The sequence below is a fragment of the Kribbella capetownensis genome (genome assembly GCF_004331485.1).
Lineage (GTDB): Bacteria > Actinomycetota > Actinomycetes > Propionibacteriales > Kribbellaceae > Kribbella > Kribbella capetownensis.
This window is the reverse complement of record NZ_SJKD01000011.1, coordinates 17168-38108: the sequence shown is the minus strand read 5'-3', so window position 1 is coordinate 38108 and position 20941 is coordinate 17168. Positions and strand designations below refer to the sequence as shown.

Sequence of the window (20941 nt, the reverse complement as noted above, 5' to 3'; positions counted from 1 at the left end):
CTGTGGTCGCTGAGAAGTCAGATTAGGTTTGCCTACTTCAACCGTTCCGAGGAAGAGCTAGAGCACGGAGACCAGCAGTCTGGTCAGGTCCTGGCCGAAGGGGCGATCCGCCTCGATCGGCGGTACGACGTCCGCGACCGCCTGATGGAAGTCACGAAGGCCGACCGGGATCGGGCGCTTCGACAGAGCGAAGGCCTGATGGACGGCCAGGAGCTCGCAGGCGGTGACCTCGCGGGTCAGCCGGATGGCTTCCGCGAGGGTGCCGACGGCCTCCCAGGAGAAGGTCTGCACGTCCTCCTGTCCGTTCGACGTCTCCGCCGTACTGATTGCCGAGGGCAACGTCAGGCGGTGGAGCAGGTGGGTGGTGGCGACGGCGCGTTTGTGAACGGCGACCAGGCCCGCCTGTGGTCCCGGCTCGTGCGCAAGCTGGGCCTGGAGCCCGGTGACGGCCGGATCGAGCAGGCGGTGCAGCCGCGCCGCGGAGACTTCGGCCGCGTGGGCGAGCGCCGCGGTCAGGTGGTCGGAGTACGCCGTGAGGTCGATCCCGTGGAAGCCCGCCGTACCGATGAATTCGCCGTCCAGGTACGCCGGTGAGTCGGTGACGCCGGCGAACGCACGGTCGACCGCTTCGTCCAACTGGCCGATAGACCGACGGACGTGCGCGACAACATGTCCTGCAACCCGGAATGACACCGGTGCTTGGAGCGCACGCGGTTCGGGCTCCGGACCGGCCAGCTCACGAATCCGAGCGAGCTGGCCTGCCAGGACGTCATCACCCCGACCCACCGCCGGATCGTACGGCGCACGGTTCGCACCGATCACCGCAATCGCACCCGCGCCGACCGCAGTCAGGTGATCGGCGAGACGGTGTGCACGCTTGACCTGCAGAGCAGCCCGCCCGGTCGCACCCGGCACGCCCGCAAGCAAGGAGATCCCCTCCTTGGGACCCACCTCGACCGAACTGAAAGCGTGCGCCAGCGGAATGATCTCGCCGGCCGAGCCCGCTCCCTCGGCGGGGATGTCGGGAACCTGTCCGCTGTTGATCATGGCAACCAACTGCTGGATCAGCTCGACCGAGACCCCGGCGTCACCGGTGAGGAACGTGCGCAGCCGGCCGATCAGGACCGCGCGGGCCTCGTCGGGCGGGAGCCAAGGAGGTCCGCCGACCGCCCGGCCGAGCAACAGGTTGCGTTGGTGCACGCGTTGCTCGTCCTCGGTGAGCCGGCGCTTGCTCATGTTGCCCATGCCCGTGTTGACGCCGTACACGGCTCCACCGGAGGCCAGCGCGGCGAGGAGGTCTGCGCGGATCGCGGCCAGGCGATCGAGCAGCGGCTGCGCGATGGTGATCGGTTCGGGGCTGGCGGGGTCGAGATCCGACGGCTGGTTGATCAGCATGTCAGTGGAACCGGAGCATCGTGCCGACGTCGTCGGCTTCGGCCTTGCGCAGAATCAGGTGTGCGATCGCGACGTCCAGCAGGGACAGGCCGCGGTGCCAGAAAAGATTGCGCTCGGCATCGTTCTCCCGGCCCGGCTTCTGACCCGCGACGATCTGCCCGAGCTCGGCGTACAGGGTCTCCGGTGACAGCCGGCCGGTGTCCACGTGCCGGCGCAGCGCCCCGAACCGGCCGGACTGGGCCTCGCGCCAGTCGTCGACGACGACCTTGTCCATCACGTCGAGCAGGTCGAGCTCGACCGCGCTGATCGTCCCGTACGGTACGACGAACGCACCGGGCTTCACGGCGACCGTACGAAGCAAGGGCTCGGGCTCGGTCAGCCGAGTCGCCTCAACCAGTACGTCGGCCCCGTCGAACGCCTCCTCGGCCGTCGCCACCACCCGCACCGGCGTGCTCAGCTCCGCGGACAGCTCGGCCGCGAACTTCTCCCGCGATTCCGGGCGGCGCGACGTCACCCGGATCTCGTCCAGATGAAAGAGGTCGTCGAGCATGGTGACGTTCCACCACGCGGTCCCGCGGGCGCCGGCGTGGGCGAGGATCTTGCTGTCCCGCCGAGCCAGGTGGCGCGCGCCGACCGTGGTCATCGCGCCGGTCCGCGCCGCGGTGATCATCGTCGCGTCCAGGACCGCGAGCGGTACGCCGGTCGTCGGGTCGAACAGCGTCGCCATCGCCAGCTCGCTGGGCAGACCCTTCTGGTAGTTCGGTACGAAATCGCCGACCACCTTCACGCCGCTGATGCCGCGCTCGCCGAGGCCGTCCAGATGCCCGCGCAGGATGTTGAAGTGGCCGATCCCGCCGTTGTCCGGCATCAGGTGCACGCGCGGTTCGAAACTGGTCCGGCCCTCGCCGTGCTCGCGGACCGCCTCCTCGACCGCGTCCACGATCTCCAGCCTGGTCAGCCCGAGCGAGTCGATCTCCGGACCACTCAGAAACCGCAACCAGATCCCGTCAGCCACCCGGCCTCCTTCGGTCGTTGTGATTCGATACTAAAGTTCCGGATCGCTGCGTTACGTTCGGGCCATGGAGTCGACCACACGGACGCCGGACCGGACGGTGATCGGGCACTCGACCACCGACAAGGTGGTGCTGTTCGGTGGACTGCCGCTGATCGGGCTGGTGCTCGGCTTCTTCCTGCCGCGGATCGCCGACTGGGCGGCGCGGCAGGACTGGGTGCCGTTCCAGGGGCCGCTGAAGCTGATCTCGGGGTGGGACGGCTGGTGGGTGATCGCGATCTGCATCGTGATCGGCCTGGTGGCCGGCGTGATCCTGGCCGGGATGGCGCTCGAGGACACGCTGAAGGTCACCGTCACGAACCGGTCGGTGGAGTTCGGTAAGAACCAGAAGACGGTGACCGTGCCGCGGGAGAAGGTGACGGTCGCGTTCCTGGACGGCAAGGAGATCGTGCTGCAGGACTCGACGTCGCGCGAACTGGCCCGGGAGAAGCACGATCACCTGAAGTCCGACGCACGGCAGATCCCGGCCGCGTTCCGCGCCCACGGCTACCCGTGGTCCGAGGCCGGCGATCCGCACGCGGACCGGTTCCGCCGCTGGGTCGAGGACGAGCCCGACCTGCCGCCGGCAGTGAACGCCGTACTGAAGGTGCGGGCCAAGGCGTTCGGTCAGGGCGACAAGGGCACGGCGGATCTGCGCGAGCTGCGCGCCGAGGTGGCCAAGCTCGGCTACACGGTGAAGGACAGCGACAAGAAGCAGTACTGGCGGCCGACCACGCCGCGGTGATTCAGGCGCCGAGGAGGTGGATGACGGCGGCGGCGTACGCCTGCTCGGCGTCGTCCGCGCGGTGGATGCTGTCGGTCAACTCGACGGCGTACCCGTCGGGGACCGCCTCGAGCTTGCGGAAGTGGTTGCCCAGGAGAGCGCGCAACTGTTCCTCGCGCGGCAGCCAGACGACCTCACGCTGCTCGATGCTGTCCAGGGCCCACTCGGTGGTGCCGTTGAAGCCGATCACCTTGCTGCCCTGGTAGTCGTGCACCTCGACGGTCATGTCGCTCACCACGAACACATCCTCGTCCATGTCCCGGTCCGGTACGACGAAACGATCCCCTGCCGCGGGTGCCCACAGCACCCCGGCCTTGCGCAGTCGCCCGGCCTGCTCAATCGTGATCACCCCTCCATCCTCCCCACGCCACGCAAACCCCGCAGGTTCGCGCGAGCCGCCCGACTGGCGCGGGTCAGCGGTTCAGGGCAGTACGCAGTTCGGCGGCACGGTGGGAAATGCGGTCCCGGCACTCGTTCGTGAGCGGCAGATCGAGCAGCGCGGTCGCCTGCAGGTGACTCAGCCCGAACTCCTCCCGCAGCCGCTGGACGGCGATCACGCGGTCAGCGGAGGCCTTCAGTACGCCGGCCACCTCGTCCCGGCGCTCGAACGCGGCCAGTACGCCGTCGTAGATCTCCAACTGCGTGTACGCCGACCGATCCGGTTCCGGCACGATCGCCACATCTTCCTTCTCACTGGCACGGATCACCTGCCGCCAGAGCGCGGGGACAGCGAGCCGGGCCCGGGTGTAGCGCCGGGGCATCGGCTGGGCGTAAGTCATGGCCATGGTCGGCTCCTGTTCGGGGTTGTCGAATCAGTCGGATTTCGGCAGCGCGTACGGTTCGCGCGGCGGGCACTTCCGCCCCGGCGCGGTCAGCGCCTCGAAGTGCCAGGCTTCGTTGTCGTAGCGACGGCAGACGCCGTAGCGCCAGCCGTTCCGGTTCAGCCAGGTCATCGCGGCGGCCGGAGCGATGTCGACGGCCTTGCCCTGGACGTGTGCGGAGTACTTCGGCGGCAGCACCCAGCGGGTCGCCGCCGTGTACGACCCGTACTTCTTCAGCGCCGCGGTGAACAGCCGCTGCTGCTTGGCCGCGCTCCGGCGACCGGAGTTGATCCGCAGCGTCACGCCGTCGCGCTTCGCGGCCGCCATCGCCTTCTTCAGCCGTGACTTCAGCGTCGGCGAGAGTCCGTTGATGCTCTCCTCGCCGTACTCCGGCGTGGTCGTGCTCTTCTTCGTCGGCTTCGGGGTCTTCCTGGGCGGCTTGCTCGGGGTTGTTGTGGGGGTCGACGGGCGGCTGGGCGGTGGCGTCGGCGTCTCGGTGACCAGCGTGGTCGGCGGAGCGGAGTTCGCCGGAGCGTTCACGGTCGAGATGACCGGTTCCTTGTCCGCCGCCAGGCCGAGCATCTCCCCCAACTGCGCGTGCCAGAGCAGTAGGGATCCGACCGCCAGCACCGCCACGCCTGCACCCGTCACGGACAGCAACCGCAGCCGTACCGAGCCGGTCCGGCGCGGTGGCACGTCGTTCGTCATGGGGTACAGCCTCTCGGATCAGGCGCGGTCGCCACATCGGCCCCAGGGACCGTCCTGACATCCCGGAAGTAGCCCTTGAGTATCAATTCGGACGCCGAGCCTCCTCCAAAAGTTGGAGAGGGTGCCCCTCCGGGCAGATGAAGCTTCGGCGAACACGAGCTGACTACGCTGGGCGACATGTGGAGTGTCTGGCGTCGGATGTCGCAGTTGCAGCAGGATGTGCTGCTCGCTGCGATCATCGGCGTGGTCTGGTTCGGGGTACTGAACCTGATCAACGACAGCGGCCTGCGCCCGCAGAACCCGGCCGTCTCCGTCGTCACCGGCGTCTTCCTGGTCGCCACGGTCGCCTGCGTACGGCGGATTCCGCGGACGATGCTCGTGGTCGTCTCGGTGCTCTACCCGTTCCTGTACGCCGCTGTCGGCACCGGCCTGGCCGCGCAGATCGGGCTCAGGGTCTTCGGCCAGCCCGAGATCAGCGACGCCGCACTGCAGTCCGAGATCCACCTGGTCCCGCTGCTCGTGGTCGGGTACCTGGCCGCGTCGAGCGGCGTACGGCGGTTCACCTGTCTGTTCTTCACCATGGGCAGCCTGGCCGGGCTGATGATCGGCCTGCCGACCGTGGTCGCGATCGTCCTCAGCCACGCCAACCGGGCGATCCTGTACGGCGATCGGTACGAGAAGCTGCCGAGGGATCTCTCGAGCCTCTACAGCTACATCGACGTGTCGCTGTTCGTGTTCGCCGAGGCACTGATCTGCGGCATGGTGCTGCTCGGTGCGGACGCCCGGCGTCGGCGCAAGAACGTCGCCCTGCTGCAGCAGCGGAACGCCGAGCTGATCCGGCTGCGCGCGGTCGAGGCCGAGCGGGCCGCGGTCGCCGAGCGGACCCGGATCGCCCGCGACCTGCACGATGTCATCTCCCACCACGTCAGTGCGGTGGTGATCCGGGCCCAGGCCGCCGAACGAGTGGCCGACCAGCGACCCGAAGTACTGCGGGAGGCGATTCGCTGGATCATTGCCAGCGGCAAGGAAGCGCTGACCGCGATGCGGGAGACGGTCCGGGTACTCAACACAGCCTCGCCGAACGCCGTCGGAGCGTCGCCCGATTCGGGTGGCGGGACCGCGCCCGTACCCGATCTGTCCGACGTCGCGCGGATGGGCGAGCGGTTGAAGGCGGTCGGAATCGACGTGTCGATGAGCCTGCCGCCGCGGCAACGGCAGCTGACCTCGGCCACCGACCTGACTGCGGTACGGATCATCCAGGAGGCGTTGACCAACGTCATGGTGCACGCGAAGGCGACCGCGGCCCGGGTCACCTGGCAGAGTGGACCGCAGGGCGAGCTGCTGACCATCGACGACAACGGCAGCGGCGGACCGCCGCCGGTGAACGTGCTGGAGTCCGCCCGGCGGAGCGAAAGCGGCCGCGGCAACGGACTGATCGGGATGCGGGAACGGGCCACAGCGGTCGGCGGCACACTGGCCGTCGCGGCCGGCCCACTGGGTGGATGGAGGGTGCAGGCATGGCTGCCGCCACAGAACTGACCGGTCCGGACGCCGGTTCGATCCGGATCCTGGTCGCCGACGACCAGGGCGTGATCCGGATGGGTCTGGCGATGATCCTCGACCACGAACCGGACCTGACCACGGTCGCCCAGGCCGGGGATGGCGAGGAGGCGCTACGGCTGATCGAGCAGTACGACCCTGACGTCGTACTCATGGACATCCGGATGCCGGTGATGGACGGGCTCGTCGCGACAGAGCGGATCACGACTGCGAACAAGGCTGCTGGGCGGTCGCGTCCTGCTGTGCTGGTGCTGACTACCTTTGACGATGAGGCGTATGTGCTGAGCGCCGTTCGGGCTGGGGCGTCTGGGTTCCTGTTGAAGGACACTGATCCTGATCTGTTGGTGTCGGCTGTGCGGGCTGTGCACCGCGGGGACTCGCTGGTCGACCCGGCGTCGACGCGGGTGCTGCTGGAGCGGTGCATGGAGCTCGAGCGTCAGGTCGGGGTACGGCGGAGCCGGCGCCGGCGCAGCCCGATGGGCGGTGGACTGGGTTGCTCGGGCAGCTCAGCGAGCGGGAGCGGGAGATCCTGGTGTGGATGGCGCGCGGTCTGTCGAACCGCGACCTCGCCACCAAACTCTTCGTCAGCGAGACCACGGTGAAGACCCACGTCAGCAGCGTCCTCTCCAAACTAGGCCTCTCCAGCCGAGTCCAGGCGGTAGTCGTCGCCTACGAAGCCGGCGTAGTCCGCCCAGGCGAGGCCGAAGTCCGCTGGGACTAATCCCACGCATGTGGACGTGGTGCTGGCGTGTGCACCCCGGGGGCGAATGCACTTGGGCACCGAAGACACGGGTGCTGCTTCGTTGGCTGTTGAGGTGGGATCGGGGAGCTCGTACAACCTGGGGGCACATCCGCCGGCGCGGGGTCAGGGGGTGGGGCGGCGGAACGAGGTTCGGTAGGTGTTGGGTGGGTGGCCTGTGTGTTTGGTGAAGAGGGCGGCGAAGGTGCTGGGGTTCTTGTAGCCGACTGTGGTGGAGATGCTGGCGATGGTTCGGTCGGTGGTTTCCAGGAGGTGGCGGGCGCGGGAGACGCGGGACGCGTGGAGGTAGTCGAGGGGGCTCTGGTTGGTTTCGTCTGCGAAGCGCCTGAGCAGAGTGCGGGTGCTGACCTTGAAGGCGGCCGCCAGGGCGGTGAGGTTGTAGCGGTCGGCCAGGTTCTGGTCGAGGTGGCGCATGACTTCTCGCGAGAATTCGCTTCCGGCCTGTGGCAGCAGCCGGGCGTCGACGTACGGCGTCTGTGAGGACCGCGCATCGTCGACGAGCGCGAGTCTCGCGGTCGCCCTCGCCACGGACGTACCGCTGTGTTCGCGGATCAGGCCGAGCGCGAAGTCGTACATAGCGCTGAACGACCCGGTCGTCGTCACCCCACTGTCGGTGATGACCAACTGCTCGGCGCAGACATCGGCGTCCGGGCAGCGGCGGGCGAGTACGTCCGCGAAGACCCAGGAGGTCGTCGCCCGGCGGCCGGCCAGCAGGCCCGCCTCCGCGAGCAGGAACGCCCCGACACAGATCGAGACGATCGCGTTGCCGGTGGCAACATGTGAGCGGATCACGGCGAGTTCCGGGGCGAGCGGCTTGAGCGTCGTGTCCAGCACAAGGTCCGGCGAGAGCTCGAATCCCGGTACGACGAGGACGTCGACATCACGGACCGCGGACACCGCCAGCCTCGTACCACCCGACGCAGTGACGTGACGACGCGGCGACATGACCGACACCTCGTATCCGGTCCCGTCCGGCCCGTCGAGGTGCGTGGCCATCGTCAGCAGATCAGGTACGCCGTACACCTCGGACGCGAAGCATCGCGGATACGCCAGCACACCGACCCGCAGTACACCCATCTCCAGGCTCCTCACTCTGATGGCGAGATTACCTCCAACTATGGCGATCTGGCCGCTCGTCGTACGCTGGTTCTGCACAGCACGCTGTCGGGATGAGCACACGTGACGACGAGATCGCGGACTTCTTCCGTCAACTCATCGAGGTCGACGGGGTGGTGAAGACGGTGTACGTCGCGGGCTCCGGGCCGGCCGTGGTCGTGATGCCGGAGATGCCCGGCATCAGCCCTGACGTACTCCGGTTGGCTCGGTGGGTCCGGGATGCCGGCTTCACCGTCTTCGTCCCGTCGCTCTTCGGCGTCGACGGCGCCTACCCGACCGCCGACGGCGGCTCGGAGGTTGTCCGTCGCGCCTGCGTCAGTGCCGAATTCCGCGCGTTCGCCGGAGGTGGGACGAGCCCGGTCACCGCCTGGCTGCGTGGGCTCGCGCGGCAGGCCCATGCCGAGTGCGGCGGTCCGGGGGTCGGCGCGATCGGCCTGTGCTTCACCGGCAACTTCGCGCTCACCATGGCGCTCGAGCCGGCCGTCATCGCGCCGGTGGTCAACCACCCGTCGCTGCCGCTCGACGACCCAGCCGGGCTCGAGCTGAGCGACGAGGACGCGCGCGCGATCCGGGATCGCGTCGATCGGGATGGGCTGAGCGTTCTGGCGTACCGCTTCGACAATGACCGCTGGTGCACCGGCCAACGCTTCGCGGCGTACCGGGCGCTCCTCGGCGACGCCTTCGACGGTCGCGTCCTTCCCGGCAGCTGCGCGAGGACCGACCCGCCGCCGTTCTTCGGCGAGGTCGTCGAGACACCCCACAGCGTGGTGACCGCGCACCTCGTCGACGAGGACGGGCACCCGACCGTCAAGGCCAGGGACGAGATCCTCAGCTACCTGACCGAACGCTTGCTGCCGGCCAGTTGAGTGTCACACCTTCGCGGCCTCGATCGTCTGGGATGTCATGGAACCCTTCACACCGATCACCTCGGTCGAACAGCTGGAGGCGTACGGCGTACCCACACCGATGGTCCGCGACAAGGTCATCGACACACTCGAGGACGTTCACCGCTTGTGGATCGCCGCCACCAGCCTGGTCTTCGTGGCCACCTCCTCGGCCGACGGACGGTGTGATGTCTCGCCGAAGGGCGATCCGCCCGGGTTCGTACGCGTCCTCAGCCCGACGCGGCTCGCGATCCCCGAGCGTCCCGGCAACCGGCGGATGGACGGATTCCACAACATCCTGGAGAACCCTCACGTCGGCCTCGTCCTGGTCATTCCGGGCCGCGGTGACACCCTGCGCATCAACGGCCGGGCCCAACTGGTCACCGATCTACCCGACTTCGACGACCTGGTCGTCAAGGGCCACCGCCCATCGCTGGCCCTCCTCGTCGACGTCGAAGAGGCCTTCTTCCACTGCCCCAAGGCCTTCCGCCGCTCCCGCACCTGGACCCCCGACACCTGGCAACCAACGGCCGCCCCACCCCCAGCCGAAATAGCCCTCTCCCTCTGGCGCAAAGGCCAACCCCCAGCCGAAGTCCACCGCATCTACACCGCCCTAGCCCACGAGAACCTGTACGCCACCGACGGCGAGATCCCGGAGCCGACCTAGTTCCCGGCCGCCGGCCTGGCGCCCCACCACCGGGACGACCTGGGGCTGCCGCAACAGCTCGGCGTACACCGTGCTCACGCCGTACGACGCGCACAACGACCCGTCTACGCGGGCGCACCGCCCAAGGACCAGGCCGTGTGTTGCTAAGGGGTTCGATCGTGTTCCTGTGGTGTGCTGGACGGTCGCGCCGTGCTGGTGGATGCGCACTGATGGTTATGCCGTTCGACCCGAAGGACTGAGCCGTGCCCGACCGACCTGAGATTGTGTGCATCTGCGGTTCGACCCGGTTCATGGAAGAGATGCTCGCGGCGAACCGCGACCTGACCTTCGCGGGTGTCATCGTCGTCGCACCCGGCGTCTTCAGCCGCCCCGAGGATCGCGAGACAGACGAGAAGATCACCAACGAGCAGAAGACCGCGCTGGGCGCACTCCACCTGCGCAAGATCGACCTGGCCGACCGAGTTCTGGTCATCAACCCCGGCGGATATATCGGCGAGTCCACAAGCCGCGAGATCGCCTACGCCCACGCCACCGGCAAACCAGTCTCATTCACCGATCCCGTCTGACCAGTCGACCCCGCACGGACTTCCCCGCCGGACTCAGCCTTGCCGCAACCCTCCTATGGGTCTAGCAACACGTCCTCGTGCCGCCCCGGCCCACTGGCGGGTTGTTTCACCGCTGACGCGCAACAACCTGCCAGCCAGCACACAACCGGCCATCCGCAGAAGCGCGGACACTCGCTCGAAGACATTCACCGCTGTGGATCCCCGCGACGAGTGCGCTTCATGGTGGCCGTCGGGCCGCCGCCCAGCCAGATCACGCCGCGGGTGACCGCCAACCCACAACCACACCAGGCAGTCGACAGAGCAGCACGCTGAGGACAGCTGGATGGACTTCCTATGTGAACAGGTAGAGGCCGAGTCCGGCGACGGTGATCACGATGAGGATGGCTAGTAGCTGGGCTCGGGCCGAGGCTTGGCGGCGGTGGGGCAGGAAGTCTCCGGTCATGCTTCCAGGCTGCCGGGACGAACCGCGCCACCCATCGGCCGTCGGGACGGTTCTAGAGCGACGTCAGTAGGCCCACGGGAGCAACCAGCTCCTACCAGAGGATGAGATGGTTGCCGTAGGCCCCTGAGTGACTACCGTGCGAAGTATTCGGCCTGCACTTTCTTCGGGACGACCATGGCCCAGGCGTCCAGGATCAGTTCGCGAAGTTCGTCGTACTCGAGGGCTTCGAGGCGGACCTGGATCCACCGGAAGCGTTCGTCGGACGGACGGGGAGGGAAGAACTTGTGCGGTTCCGCCTCCAGCGCCGCCTGGCGTTCCTCGCGGGGAAACGCGATCCCGATCGTCTGTTCGTCCGGCGCGACCGCCAGGTAGACGATCTGCCCGACCCGGTACTTGATCGAGTCCCGCACCAGCACCTCGTAGCTGCGCGGCAGATCCGCCGTCACCGCCCGGATGTCCTCCAGTCCCACCATGAGCCCCTCCAGAAGCTGCAGTACTGAGAACCGACCGTACCGAGGAAAGCTTTCACCGAGCTTTCAGCTCTTCCGGGATCAGGCTGTGGAGGGCGGAACCTCGTCCTTGGCCGGGCCGGTCGGTAGGCGCCGGGTCTGGATGAGGTGCTGGGCGACGTCGCGCAGCTTGGTGTGGGTGTCCTGGGAGTAGCGCTTCAGCACTTCGAACGCGCGATCGCCGTCCAGTCCGTACCGTTCCATCAGGATGCCCATGGCCTGCCCGACCAGCTTCCGGGCGTCGACCGCCTGGGCCAGGTTCTGCTGACGCCGCGCGGTCGCCACTGCCACCGAGGCATGCCGGGCGAGGATGTGCGTGACAGCGACGTCGTCGGCACTGAACGCGTTCGGCAGCGCGGCGTAGACGCTGAGGATCCCCGCGCCGCGGCCGCCGAGCACCATCGGAACGTGGATCACGCTGCGTAGGCCAAGTCCGGCGAGTACTTCGCTCCAGCGCGGCCAGCGCGGATCGGTCGTCACGTCCCGGACGTGCAGCGGGCTGCCCGCCGCGGCCGCGGCCAGCAGGGCGCCCTCGCCGGTTTCCAGCTGATGCCGGTAGATCGTCTCGACGACCGGATCGGTCACGGCCGCGATCTCGAGGCGCCCGCCCCGGTGGCTCAGGACCAGTCCGGCTGCGTCGCCCCCGACTGCCTGCACGGCGGATCGGACGACGGACTCGATGGTCTCGTCGACATGTTCCGCGTCGTGGAGGCTCAGCGCGAGTTGCGCGAATTCCACGGCCAGCGAGTAGTCCGCCGGGTCGTGCTGCACGGTCCCCTCCCAAGAATCGCGCCAACCCACATCGCACCAGCGACACCTCGATTATGCCTCCGTGTCCACCGTTTCCACCACGGCCGGCCGGTCGGCGTACGGTGGTCTGATGCCTGCTGTGGTGAGTGGTGTCGAAGGGGCCGAGGTGGTGTTCCGCCTCGGCGATCCCTCGCATGCGTTCACCGGGGTGAAGTTGTGGCAGGAGCTCGGGCTGGCGGCCGAACTGCTCGAGTTCAAGCAGGTGGACTACGGCTGGGAGCTGCGGTTGCCTCGACCGTCCGTCCACCGGATGGAGTACCTGTTCGACATCGCCGACCTGGGCATGCGGACCGACCCGACCAACCCGCGCATCGTCGGCGGGGCGTTCGGAGAACACTCCTGGCTGCCACTGCCCGGGTACGTCGAGCCCGCGTGGATCTCCGTCCCGCCGATTGCGTCAGCGCTGACCCCGCTCGGCGTGGAGACCCCGGTCGGCGAGGTCGACGTCCACGTCTGGGCGCCGGAAGGCATCGCACCGACGTTCGAGCTGCCGCTCCTCCTCTCCCACGACGGTCCCGAGTTCGCCGCGTACGCCGGTCTGACGCACTACGCCGGCGCGATGGTCGCCGAGTCCGCGCTGCCGCCGTTCCGGCTCGCGCTGATCCGGCCGACCACCCGCAACCTTTGGTACGCCGCGAATCCGCAGTACGCCGAGGCCCTGACGCAGTACGTACTGCCCGCGATCGCGGCGCAGTACCGGAGCCGGCGGCCCGTGCTGATGGGGGCGAGCCTGGGTGCGCTGGCCGCGCTGTTCACGGAATGGCACCATCCGGGCACTTTCGACGGGCTGTTCCTGCAGTCGGGGTCGTTCTTCACCGCCGACACGGATCCACAGGAGTCGCGGTTCGAGTTCTACGCCCAGGTCACCGGCTTCGTCGGGCAGGTGCTGACGGCAACCACGCCGCCCAGTACGCCGCTGATCGGGATGACCGCGGGGACGACGGAGGAGAACGTCCACAACAACCGGGTGATGGCCGCGAAGCTGGCCGAGCTCGGGCTGGAGGTGAGGTTCGACGAAACGCCGGACATGCACAACTTCACAGCATGGCGTGATGTGCTGGATCCTGAGCTGACGGAGCTACTGCAACGGTGCTGGGGTGGGGCAGATGGAGCGGGAGCAGGTCGAGTTGGAGGCGCCGGGGCTTGACCGGCGGGGCACGCTGATCCGGTACGGCCATTTCGGCCGCCCGGTGCTGGTGTTCCCGAGCGAGCAGGGCCGCGCCTGGGACTACGAGAACAACGGCATGGTCGACGCGGTCGCGGACCTGATCGAGGCCGGCCGGGTGAAGCTGTACTGCGTCGACTCCTTCGACCATGTCAGCTGGTCGGATCGCAGCATCCAGCTCGAGGACCGGGCCCGGCGGCACGGGTTCTACGAGTCCTGGATCCTGGATCAGGTGGTCCCGGCGATCGGCGCGGACTCCCCCGGCACCGCCGACATCATCACCACCGGCTGCAGCCTGGGCGCCTTCCATGCGCTCAACTTCGCGTTCAAACGGGCCGATCTGTTCCCGATCGCGATCTGCCAGTCCGGCAACTACGACGCGGCCAGTTGGCACGCGTGGGGTGAGCGCGGCGACGCGACGTACTTCAACAATCCGGCGGACTACCTGCCGAATCTGGACGGTGACCACCTGGAGTGGTTGCGCACCCGGATCTTCATCCTGCTCACGGTCGGTCAGGGCGACTGGGAGACGAACCCGACCGGGTCGCTGCCGTCCGCCCACGCGACCGCCGCCGTACTGAAGGCCAAAGGCATCCCGCACGAGCTGGATCTGTGGGGGTACGACGTAGCCCATGACTGGCCCTGGTGGCGCCAGCAACTCGCCCACCACCTGCCCCGATTCTGTTAGGAGTCTGATCCCCTCCTCCTCTTCTTTCCTTCCCTTGCCCACACCGACCTGTAGGAGATTCAGTGGCTGATCGTTCAAGGCATTTGATCGGGTTGTTGCTGGGGGCCGAGGAGGACTGGCCGCGGGCGTTCGAGGCGCTGCTGCAGCGGGTCGGGCCGGTCACCATCGACGGGACCGAGCACGAGTTCGGCTCCCGGCGGCTGACCATCGAGCCGTTCGACCTGAACGACCCGGTCCGGGTCGGGCTGGTGATCGACCGGCTCGCGTACTGGTACTACCACCCGCGCGAGTGGCTGAAGAAGGCCGCGCTGATGAACGGGACCTACCTGCTGAACTCGCCGTTCACGTTCCAGTCGATGGAGAAGCATTCGGCGTACTGCGCGATGCTCCGGCTCGGGCTGAAGATCCCGCGGACCGTGCTGGTGCCGTACAAGAACCCGGTCGACAACGTGCGCTGGGCGTACACGTCGGCGCAGTACAACAAGGCGTTCGACCTGGACGCGATCGCCGAGGACCTCGGCTATCCGCTGTACATGAAGCCGTTCGACGGCGGCGGCTGGCGGGGTGTGTCCCGGATCAACGACAAGGTCGATCTGCATCGCGCGTACGACCAGTCCGGCGAGATGCTGATGCACCTGCAGGCGACGATCGAGTACGACAAGTTCGCCCGGGCGCTGTCGATCGGCGCCGAGACGATGGTGATGGACTTCCGCCCGGACGAACCGATGCACAACCGGTACGCCGTCTCGCACGACTTCCTCAACCCGTCCGCCGGGCACGAGGCGGTGGCGATCAGCCGGATCGTGAACGCGTTCTTCAGCTGGGAGTTCAACTCCTGCGAGATGCTGGTGAAGGGCGACTCGGTCCACCCGATCGACTACGCCAACGCCTGCCCGGACGTCGCGGTCACCTCGCTGCACTACTACTTCCCGTGGGCGATCAGCGCGCTGGTCAAGTGGTCGGTGTTCTCGCTCGCGACCGGCCGGCGCACCACGGTCGACCTGCACACCGAGCGGTACTTCGCGATCGCCGACGACGAATCGCTCGACTACGAGGCGAAACTCGACGCCTATCTGGCGCTGGCCGACGAGCACTTCGAGACCACGAAGTACCACGAGTGGTGCGCCGAGCACCTCGCCGACTTCGACGCCCGCGTCCGCGACTGGGTCGCCGGGCCCGACTTCGACCGCCTCCTGACCTCGACCGTCGCCACCACCTACCCCGAGCACGAGCAGGACCAGTTCATGGCCCACTTCCGCGGCCTCACCAGCCTCTGGCTCTCCGACCAGGCCGGCTAGCTCCCCTCCAGGGCGGAAAGGATCGTTTGTAGCGCGGTGACCCGGTGCGACGGGATCGCGAAGGTGCCGCGCGTGGGTGTGTGCAGCCAGCCTTCCGCGGTCAGCTGGCGGAGGTGGTGGTAGATCTGACCGCTTGTGCCAAGGCCGTCGACCTGACTCAGAGCGCTGACTGTGGCGCGCCCGCGCACGATCTCGCGGAGCAGCGTCAGCCGGACGGGATTGCCCAGCGCCGCCAGAGCCGGCGCGACATCTGACCAGTCACGCCACGCCCGGAGCTCGCTGAGCGCCCGGGTCGCTTCGGCCTGCCCGGCGGCGGTCCGCCGCCTGGCCCCTCCCCGCGCGTCCGCTGCGGATTCCAGCGCGGCGATCCGCCGTTCCAGCTCCGTGAGCCGGTTATCCACAGCCATATCCACACTGTGGATAGTACGTAGATACGTAGTTCTTGCAAAGCCTGCACGTGAGGTACGTCGCTTCCCGGCAGCGCTGAGCGGCCTAGGCTGGGCGGGTGCGAGACAGCGACGTACCAGCGTGGTGGCGGCGGCTGGGGCTGGACGGGCTGGTCGATGTGCACGTCCACTTCCTGCCGGATCAGGTGATGAACGCGGTCTGGGCGTACTTCGACCAAGCACCGCAGCACTACGGCACCGAGTGGCCGGTCACTTACCGGACCTCGATCGAGGAGCGGCTGAAAACCCTGGAAACGTTGGGCGTTCGCGCGTTCCCGGCGCTGGTGTATCCGCACAAGCCGGGGATGGCTCAGTGGCTCAACGCGTGGGCCCGGGACTTCGCCGCGGCGACGCCCGGATGCGTGTCGAGCGCGACCTTCTACCCCGAGCCAGGTGCGGCAGACTATGTGCGCGAGGCGCTCGAACTGGGGGCGCGGATCTTCAAGGTCCACGTCCAGGTGGGTGACTACGACCCACGCGAGGACGAACTCGACGACGTGTGGGGTCAGCTCGCGGAGGCCGGCGTACCTGTGGTTGTGCACTGTGGATCCGGCCCGATCCCCGGCCGGCACACCGGTCCCGGGCCGTTCGGCGACGTACTGCGGAAGCACCCGCGCCTGACCGCGGTCATCGCCCACCTCGGCATGCCCGAGTACGCCGGGCACCTGGCCCTCACGTCGTACCCGAACGTCCATCTGGACACGACGATGGCCTTCACGCCCTTCACCGAGTCGCTCATGCCGTTCCCCCGCGAACTCACGTCCCGCCTGGCCGACCTCCAGGACCGCATCGTCCTCGGCTCGGACTTCCCCAACATCCCCTACGAGTACGCCGTACAACTCTCGGCACTCGAGTCGCTGGACCTCGGCGACGACTGGCTACGCGCCGTCTGCCGGCACAACGGCGCCCGCCTACTCGGCCGCTGACCCCTCCTTGGTGCGGCGCCCGAGCCTTCTACCGCGCCTACCGCCGGGCGCCCGGAGTTGACTGAGCCTCAAATCACTTTGTGGTTCCGCCCGGGCAGATACATAATGAGGTTATGCAGATACATAATCCCATTATGTATCGTGAGGGCTCCGGTATGGAGCTCCTCGTGGTGCTCGAGCAGCTCGTGCAGCTCATTCGTCCCGTCGGAGGCTTGAGCAGCGCTGCTTCGTCCACGCTGAGCCGCCTCGGGCGGGCGGGACCCCAGCGTATGACGGAGCTGGCGCAAGCCCAGCGCATCTCCCAACCCGGCATGACCCAACTGGTCACCCGGATGGAACGCGAGGGCCTGGTACGGCGTACGACGAGCACCAGCGATCGACGCGGCGTCCTCGTGGAAGCGACCGAGGCCGGGCTGGACCTCTGGGCGCGGATGCGAGCCGAACGCGCCGACGTCCTGCAGGAGCTCATCGACCGGCTCGACCCGCGGGACCGGACCACCATCTCCGCCGCGCTCCCCGTGCTCACCCAGCTCGTCGAATCGGCGTACGACGACCAGCCGACCACATCGGCGACTCCACGCTAGACGCCACTCACGTCATACGGCACTCACGTCAGGAAGGGCCATTCATGGCTTCACCCCACGGGACGACCTCCACCCCGTTCAAGCAGCCACGGGCGGTCTGGGCCGTCGCGTTCGCCTGCGTCATCTCGTTCATGGGCATCGGTCTGGTCGATCCGATCCTGCCCGCGCTGGCCTCCAGCCTGCAGGCCACCCCGAGCCAGGTGTCGCTGTTGTTCACCAGCTACCTGGTCGTGACCGCGGTCGCGATGCTCGTGGTCGGCTGGTTCTCCAGCCGGTTCGGCGCCAAGCGGACTCTGATCATCGGACTGGCTCTCATCGTGGTGTTCGCCGCGCTCGCCGGTGCGTCCGGCTCGATCGGTGGCATCGTCGGCTTCCGGGCCGGCTGGGGCCTGGGCAACGCCCTGTTCATCTCCACCAGCCTCGCGGTCATCGTGGCCTCGGCCAGCGGCGGCTTCGCCGGCGCGATCATCCTGTACGAGACCGCGCTCGGTCTCGGGATCGCGGTCGGGCCGCTGCTCGGCGGTGAGCTGGGCAGCATCAGTTGGCGTGGGCCGTTCTTCGGCGTAGCGGTGCTGATGGCCATCGCGCTGGTGGCCACCGCGGTGTTCGTGCCTTCGCTTCCGAAGCCCGAGCACAAGACATCGCTCGCGGCGCCGCTCAAGGCCCTTCGCCATCGGGGTCTGCTGACGATGGGTCTGATGGCGCTGCTGTACAACTGGGGCTTCTTCACGATGCTCGGCTACGCGCCGTACCCGATGGAGATCGACGCCCACCGGCTCGGCCTGGTGTTCACCGGCTGGGGGCTGCTGGTCGCCGCCTTCTCGGTGTTCGTCGCCCCGCGCCTGCAGGCGCGATTCGGTACGGCGCCGGTGCTGTACGTCAACCTGTTCGCGCTCGGCATCGTGATGGCTGCCATCGCGGCGGGCGTCCACACACCGACCGTGGTCATCGTCGCGGTCATCGTCAGCGGCGCGTTCATCGGCATCAACAACACGCTGACCACGCAGGCGGTCATGCTCGTCTCGCCGGTCGAGCGGCCGGTCGCCTCGTCGGCGTACGGCTTCGTCCGGTTCATCGGCGGCGGCCTGGCGCCGTTCGCTGCCGGGAAGCTTGCCGACGCCACCAACCTCAGCGTCCCGTTCTATCTCGGCGGCCTTGCCTTCCTGCTCGCCATCGCCGTACTCGCCACCGGTCATCGGCTGGTCAAGGCGGCGGAGCAGAACCCGGCCGAAGGGGACACTGTGCTCCCGTCGCTGCAACGGGTCGGAGCCGCGCCATCAGCGCAGTACCGGCCGGTCATCGTTGCCGTCGGCGCCACTGAGGACGCGGCCGCGGTCGTCGATGCCGCCGCCTTGGTCGCTCGCAACGCCGGCACCACGCTGGAGGTCGTCCACGTCCGCGAGACCGCGGTTGTCGAGGAACTCGCTCTCGATGCCGAGGACGCCGAGCAGGCCCACGCGGCCGTCGTCGGTCACCTCGACCGGCTCGCCGCACACCACATCGCCGCGACCGGCCAGGTACTCACCAGCGTCGGCGACCATGCCGCCGCCGGCCGCGCGCTGGCCCGGCATGCCACGGACGTCGGCGCCCGCGCCATCGCACTCGGCCGGTCGCCACGCGGACCAGTCGCACAGTTCAGCGACGGCAGCATCACCTCCGCCGTGACGCATGCCGCAACCTGCACAGTGATCCTGCTGGAGCCCGACAAAGACCCGGACACGCTGACCGAATCCAGGCTGCGAGAGCTGAGAGACACGGCCGCCGCCTAAGCTTCAGCGTCGCTGCCGAGGCCGGGTGAGGACGTACGCGGTGGGCGTGGCGCCGTTGTATTTGAGGAGACGTTGGCGGATGAGCTTGAGGCCTTTCTGGTGCTCGATCGCCTTGTGGAGCAGGCGTTTGTCCTCAGTGAGGAGTACGGCGCGACCGTCGGCGGTGAGGACCCGATCGATCTCGGTGAGGGCGGCTGGGTAGAGGGTGCGGTTGGCATCATGCGTGCCGACCTGCTTGCCGAACGGGAGGTTGGTGATGATCCGATCGACGGTGCCGGCGGCGTACGGGAGGGCTTCTGCTGTCGCCTGTACGAGGCCACATAGCTGTTGTCGGTTGCGGTCCGCGATTGCGAGTGCCTGCGGATCGTGGTCGGTGCCGAGGACGCGGGCGGTTGGTTCTCGGCGAAGTGCTGCGAGCAGGATGGTGCCCGTCCCACAGAACGGGTCGATGATGCGTTGGCCTGGTTGGAGTTTCGCCAAGCGCACAAGGACTTCTGCGACGAGTGGAGTGGTTGACCACGGCAACCGTTTCAACTGTCCGAACCGACGCATCCAGGACAACGGGCCGATCTCCGCGATCCAGCCGTCTGCCGTTTGGGTCAGGTTGACGTCCCACCTGCCGGGCTGATTGATCCAGCCGAGCTCGCGCTCGACTGCGGCGATCACGGCGTACCTGACTTGCGGATCCTCGCAGCCGACTCGGAAGCCGATCGGGGTTGGCAGGGTTGCGAGTACGCCGGTCTGCGCCGACCGCTCGAGTGAGTCGCCGTGGAAGGCGATCGCCACCGTGGAGTAGAGGGAACAGGCAGCGATCTCGCTCAGCCGGCCGTCGACCGTGCATTCGACGGCGACAGTGGACAGTTGACGGATCGAGTGGACCGACGGCAGCGCGCGAAGCTCCTCCATGAGGAGATCCGCGGCGCCATCGAGGGTACGGAGTACGAGACGGTCGGTGACGTGCTGATCAAGACCGGGCGTGATGATGCGCCCCGGCGAGGAAGTGCCGGACATGCGGAAGCTCCTGAAGAGTCGCGATCGACAGAACAGTCGAAGCGCGGCGCACCCACCTCACGGCAACTCAAAGAGACGGCACGACAGACAAGTCGATGCCGGAGTGCCACACCGTGGCGCGCGCCTTCAGAAACGCATCATCACCACGACCCTAAGCGATCGCAGCCGCTCCGATCATCTGCTTTTTCAGTAGGATTCCGGGGTGGTCAACGGAGCGCGCATACACACGACCGAACAGTTGCTCAGCATCCTCGACCAGGTCGTGGCGGCGAGCGCCCGCGGAGATCGATCACAGTCGTCGGCGGCCGCATTCTGGACCACCATCCTGACGACACCGGGCCACCCGCTCGCCACACACCTACCGGACGAACCACTGGTCGACTGGCACGAGCGTGGGTTGCTCGGACAGCTGGACGGGGCCCGAGTGCTCGACATCGGGTGTGGCTCAGGACGCAACAGCAGATGGTTCGCCGAGCAAGGCGCGACGGTCGAAGGCGTCGACCTGGCAGCACCGCTGCTGGACAGCGTCCGCGCGACCATGCCGGCCACGGTCACCCTCACGGCGTCCGACGTACTGCGCGAGCCGCTGCCGGACGGCCAGTTCGACCTCGTCTACGACTCCGGCTGTTTCCACCATCTCGCACCGCATCGCCGGATCACCTATCTGCACCGCGTCCTGCCGGCCGTCCGCCCCGGTGGGCGCTTCGGCATCGTCACCTTCGCCGCGGACCGGGTGGAAGCCCCGACCGACCTGGACGTCGTCCTCAGCGGCGACACCCAAGGCGGCATGGCCTTCTCCCACGACGGCCTCCGCACGATCTTCGCGCCGCTCACCCCACTCGAGATCCGCAGCGTCGTCCCGGACCGCGAGGGCACCTTCGGCGCCGACTTCCTCAACGCCGCCCTCTTCAGCAACGCTTGAGGCGTGCGGCTGGACAGGTAGTACACCGGCGAGACGGTGTACACACCAAGCGCTCCACG

General features: G+C 68.0%; 22 protein-coding genes and 1 pseudogene. 13 read left to right on the top strand and 10 right to left on the bottom strand.

The genetic code is table 11. The annotated features are described in order from the left end of the window. Window positions 1–57: 57 nt before the first annotated feature. Both E0H75_RS36660 and E0H75_RS36655 read right to left on the bottom strand, forming a co-directional pair. Entirely contained in the window at window positions 58–1395 is a 1338-nt protein-coding gene (locus E0H75_RS36660) for an aromatic amino acid lyase (protein WP_131518323.1), read from the bottom strand. Window position 1396: 1 nt separating this feature from the next. Then, window positions 1397–2410 (bottom strand): ornithine cyclodeaminase family protein, encoded by a 1014-nt coding sequence (locus E0H75_RS36655; RefSeq protein ID WP_131518322.1) that lies wholly within the window; start codon window positions 2408–2410, stop codon window positions 1397–1399. A gap of 64 nt (window positions 2411–2474) precedes the next feature. Here E0H75_RS36655 and E0H75_RS36650 point away from each other — a divergent pair, with 64 nt between their 5' ends. After that, entirely contained in the window at window positions 2475–3191 is a 717-nt protein-coding gene (locus E0H75_RS36650; RefSeq protein WP_131518321.1) for a YqeB family protein, read from the top strand. A 1-nt stretch (window position 3192) separates the two neighbouring features. On the opposite strand, the gene E0H75_RS36645 is transcribed toward E0H75_RS36650, so the two are convergent. The 3 genes from E0H75_RS36645 to E0H75_RS36635 form a co-directional block, all read right to left on the bottom strand. Then, entirely contained in the window at window positions 3193–3579 is a 387-nt protein-coding gene (locus tag E0H75_RS36645) for a pilus assembly protein CpaE (protein ID WP_131518320.1), read from the bottom strand. Between the two features lie 64 nt (window positions 3580–3643). Continuing rightward, window positions 3644–4015, bottom strand: a complete 372-nt coding sequence (locus E0H75_RS36640; RefSeq protein ID WP_131518319.1) for a hypothetical protein — start codon at window positions 4013–4015, stop codon at window positions 3644–3646. Window positions 4016–4042: 27 nt separating this feature from the next. Further along, the gene (locus E0H75_RS36635) at window positions 4043–4759 is read right to left on the bottom strand and encodes a M15 family metallopeptidase (protein WP_131518318.1); all 717 of its coding nucleotides are present in this window, start codon (window positions 4757–4759) and stop codon (window positions 4043–4045) included. Window positions 4760–4936: 177 nt separating this feature from the next. On the opposite strand from E0H75_RS36635, the gene E0H75_RS36630 reads away from it, so the two are divergent. Both E0H75_RS36630 and E0H75_RS36625 read left to right on the top strand, forming a co-directional pair. Continuing rightward, window positions 4937–6298, top strand: coding sequence for a sensor histidine kinase (locus E0H75_RS36630; RefSeq protein WP_238163493.1), 1362 nt, complete (start codon window positions 4937–4939; stop codon window positions 6296–6298). After that, window positions 6295–7040: pseudogene (locus E0H75_RS36625) on the top strand (response regulator). Before E0H75_RS36630 ends, E0H75_RS36625 begins: the two are co-directional and overlap by 4 nt. 144 nt (window positions 7041–7184) lie before the next feature. On the opposite strand, the gene E0H75_RS36620 reads toward E0H75_RS36625, so the two are convergent. Further along, the gene (locus E0H75_RS36620; RefSeq protein ID WP_131518316.1) at window positions 7185–8156 is read right to left on the bottom strand and encodes a GlxA family transcriptional regulator; all 972 of its coding nucleotides are present in this window, start codon (window positions 8154–8156) and stop codon (window positions 7185–7187) included. Window positions 8157–8248: 92 nt separating this feature from the next. Here E0H75_RS36620 and E0H75_RS36615 point away from each other — a divergent pair, with 92 nt between their 5' ends. The 3 genes from E0H75_RS36615 to E0H75_RS36605 all read left to right on the top strand — a co-directional run bounded on the left by E0H75_RS36615 (window position 8249) and on the right by E0H75_RS36605 (window position 10312). Then, window positions 8249–9061: a dienelactone hydrolase family protein gene (locus E0H75_RS36615; protein WP_131518315.1), complete on the top strand. Its 813-nt coding sequence runs from the start codon at window positions 8249–8251 to the stop codon at window positions 9059–9061. A gap of 37 nt (window positions 9062–9098) precedes the next feature. Next, window positions 9099–9746, top strand: a complete 648-nt coding sequence (locus E0H75_RS36610; protein WP_131518314.1) for an MSMEG_1061 family FMN-dependent PPOX-type flavoprotein — start codon at window positions 9099–9101, stop codon at window positions 9744–9746. A 242-nt stretch (window positions 9747–9988) separates the two neighbouring features. Continuing rightward, window positions 9989–10312 carry a hypothetical protein gene (locus tag E0H75_RS36605; RefSeq protein ID WP_131518313.1) on the top strand — a complete coding sequence of 108 codons (324 nt, stop codon included), beginning with the start codon at window positions 9989–9991 and terminating at the stop codon, window positions 10310–10312. 573 nt (window positions 10313–10885) lie between these two features. Here E0H75_RS36605 and E0H75_RS36600 read toward each other — a convergent pair. Continuing rightward, window positions 10886–11227, bottom strand: a complete 342-nt coding sequence (locus E0H75_RS36600) for an MmcQ/YjbR family DNA-binding protein (protein WP_131518312.1) — start codon at window positions 11225–11227, stop codon at window positions 10886–10888. A 78-nt stretch (window positions 11228–11305) separates the two neighbouring features. Beyond that, on the bottom strand, window positions 11306–12034 hold the full coding sequence (locus E0H75_RS36595; RefSeq protein ID WP_131518311.1) for a GAF and ANTAR domain-containing protein: 729 nt from the start codon (window positions 12032–12034) through the stop codon (window positions 11306–11308). A 61-nt stretch (window positions 12035–12095) separates the two neighbouring features. On the opposite strand from E0H75_RS36595, the gene E0H75_RS36590 reads away from it, so the two are divergent. The 3 genes from E0H75_RS36590 (at window position 12096) to E0H75_RS36580 (ending at window position 15224) form a co-directional block, all read left to right on the top strand. After that, complete coding sequence (locus tag E0H75_RS36590; protein ID WP_238163492.1) at window positions 12096–13220, top strand: alpha/beta hydrolase; 1125 nt, start codon at window positions 12096–12098, stop codon at window positions 13218–13220. After that, window positions 13180–13926: an esterase family protein gene (locus tag E0H75_RS36585; protein WP_131518309.1), complete on the top strand. Its 747-nt coding sequence runs from the start codon at window positions 13180–13182 to the stop codon at window positions 13924–13926. The genes E0H75_RS36590 and E0H75_RS36585 overlap by 41 nt, the downstream gene beginning before the upstream one ends. A gap of 62 nt (window positions 13927–13988) precedes the next feature. After that, on the top strand, window positions 13989–15224 hold the full coding sequence (locus E0H75_RS36580) for an ATP-grasp domain-containing protein (protein ID WP_131518308.1): 1236 nt from the start codon (window positions 13989–13991) through the stop codon (window positions 15222–15224). Here E0H75_RS36580 and E0H75_RS36575 read toward each other — a convergent pair. Beyond that, a complete protein-coding gene (locus E0H75_RS36575) occupies window positions 15221–15631 on the bottom strand; it encodes an ArsR/SmtB family transcription factor (protein ID WP_238163491.1) in 411 nt (136 codons plus the stop codon). The two genes, E0H75_RS36580 and E0H75_RS36575, sit on opposite strands and share 4 nt — an antisense overlap. A 98-nt stretch (window positions 15632–15729) precedes the next feature. Here E0H75_RS36575 and E0H75_RS36570 point away from each other — a divergent pair, with 98 nt between their 5' ends. From E0H75_RS36570 to E0H75_RS36560, 3 genes are all read left to right on the top strand, one after another. Next, window positions 15730–16596, top strand: coding sequence for an amidohydrolase family protein (locus E0H75_RS36570; RefSeq protein WP_131518307.1), 867 nt, complete (start codon window positions 15730–15732; stop codon window positions 16594–16596). A gap of 134 nt (window positions 16597–16730) precedes the next feature. Next, window positions 16731–17180, top strand: coding sequence for a MarR family winged helix-turn-helix transcriptional regulator (locus E0H75_RS36565; RefSeq protein WP_131518306.1), 450 nt, complete (start codon window positions 16731–16733; stop codon window positions 17178–17180). Between the two features lie 44 nt (window positions 17181–17224). After that, window positions 17225–18949, top strand: a complete 1725-nt coding sequence (locus E0H75_RS36560) for an MFS transporter (RefSeq protein WP_131518305.1) — start codon at window positions 17225–17227, stop codon at window positions 18947–18949. A 3-nt stretch (window positions 18950–18952) separates the two neighbouring features. Here E0H75_RS36560 and E0H75_RS36555 read toward each other — a convergent pair whose 3' ends face one another. Further along, the gene (locus tag E0H75_RS36555; RefSeq protein ID WP_131518304.1) at window positions 18953–19960 is read right to left on the bottom strand and encodes a TRM11 family SAM-dependent methyltransferase; all 1008 of its coding nucleotides are present in this window, start codon (window positions 19958–19960) and stop codon (window positions 18953–18955) included. A 202-nt stretch (window positions 19961–20162) separates the two neighbouring features. Here E0H75_RS36555 and E0H75_RS36550 point away from each other — a divergent pair, with 202 nt between their 5' ends. Continuing rightward, window positions 20163–20882 carry a class I SAM-dependent methyltransferase gene (locus tag E0H75_RS36550; protein WP_131518303.1) on the top strand — a complete coding sequence of 240 codons (720 nt, stop codon included), beginning with the start codon at window positions 20163–20165 and terminating at the stop codon, window positions 20880–20882. Window positions 20883–20941: the final 59 nt, after the last annotated feature.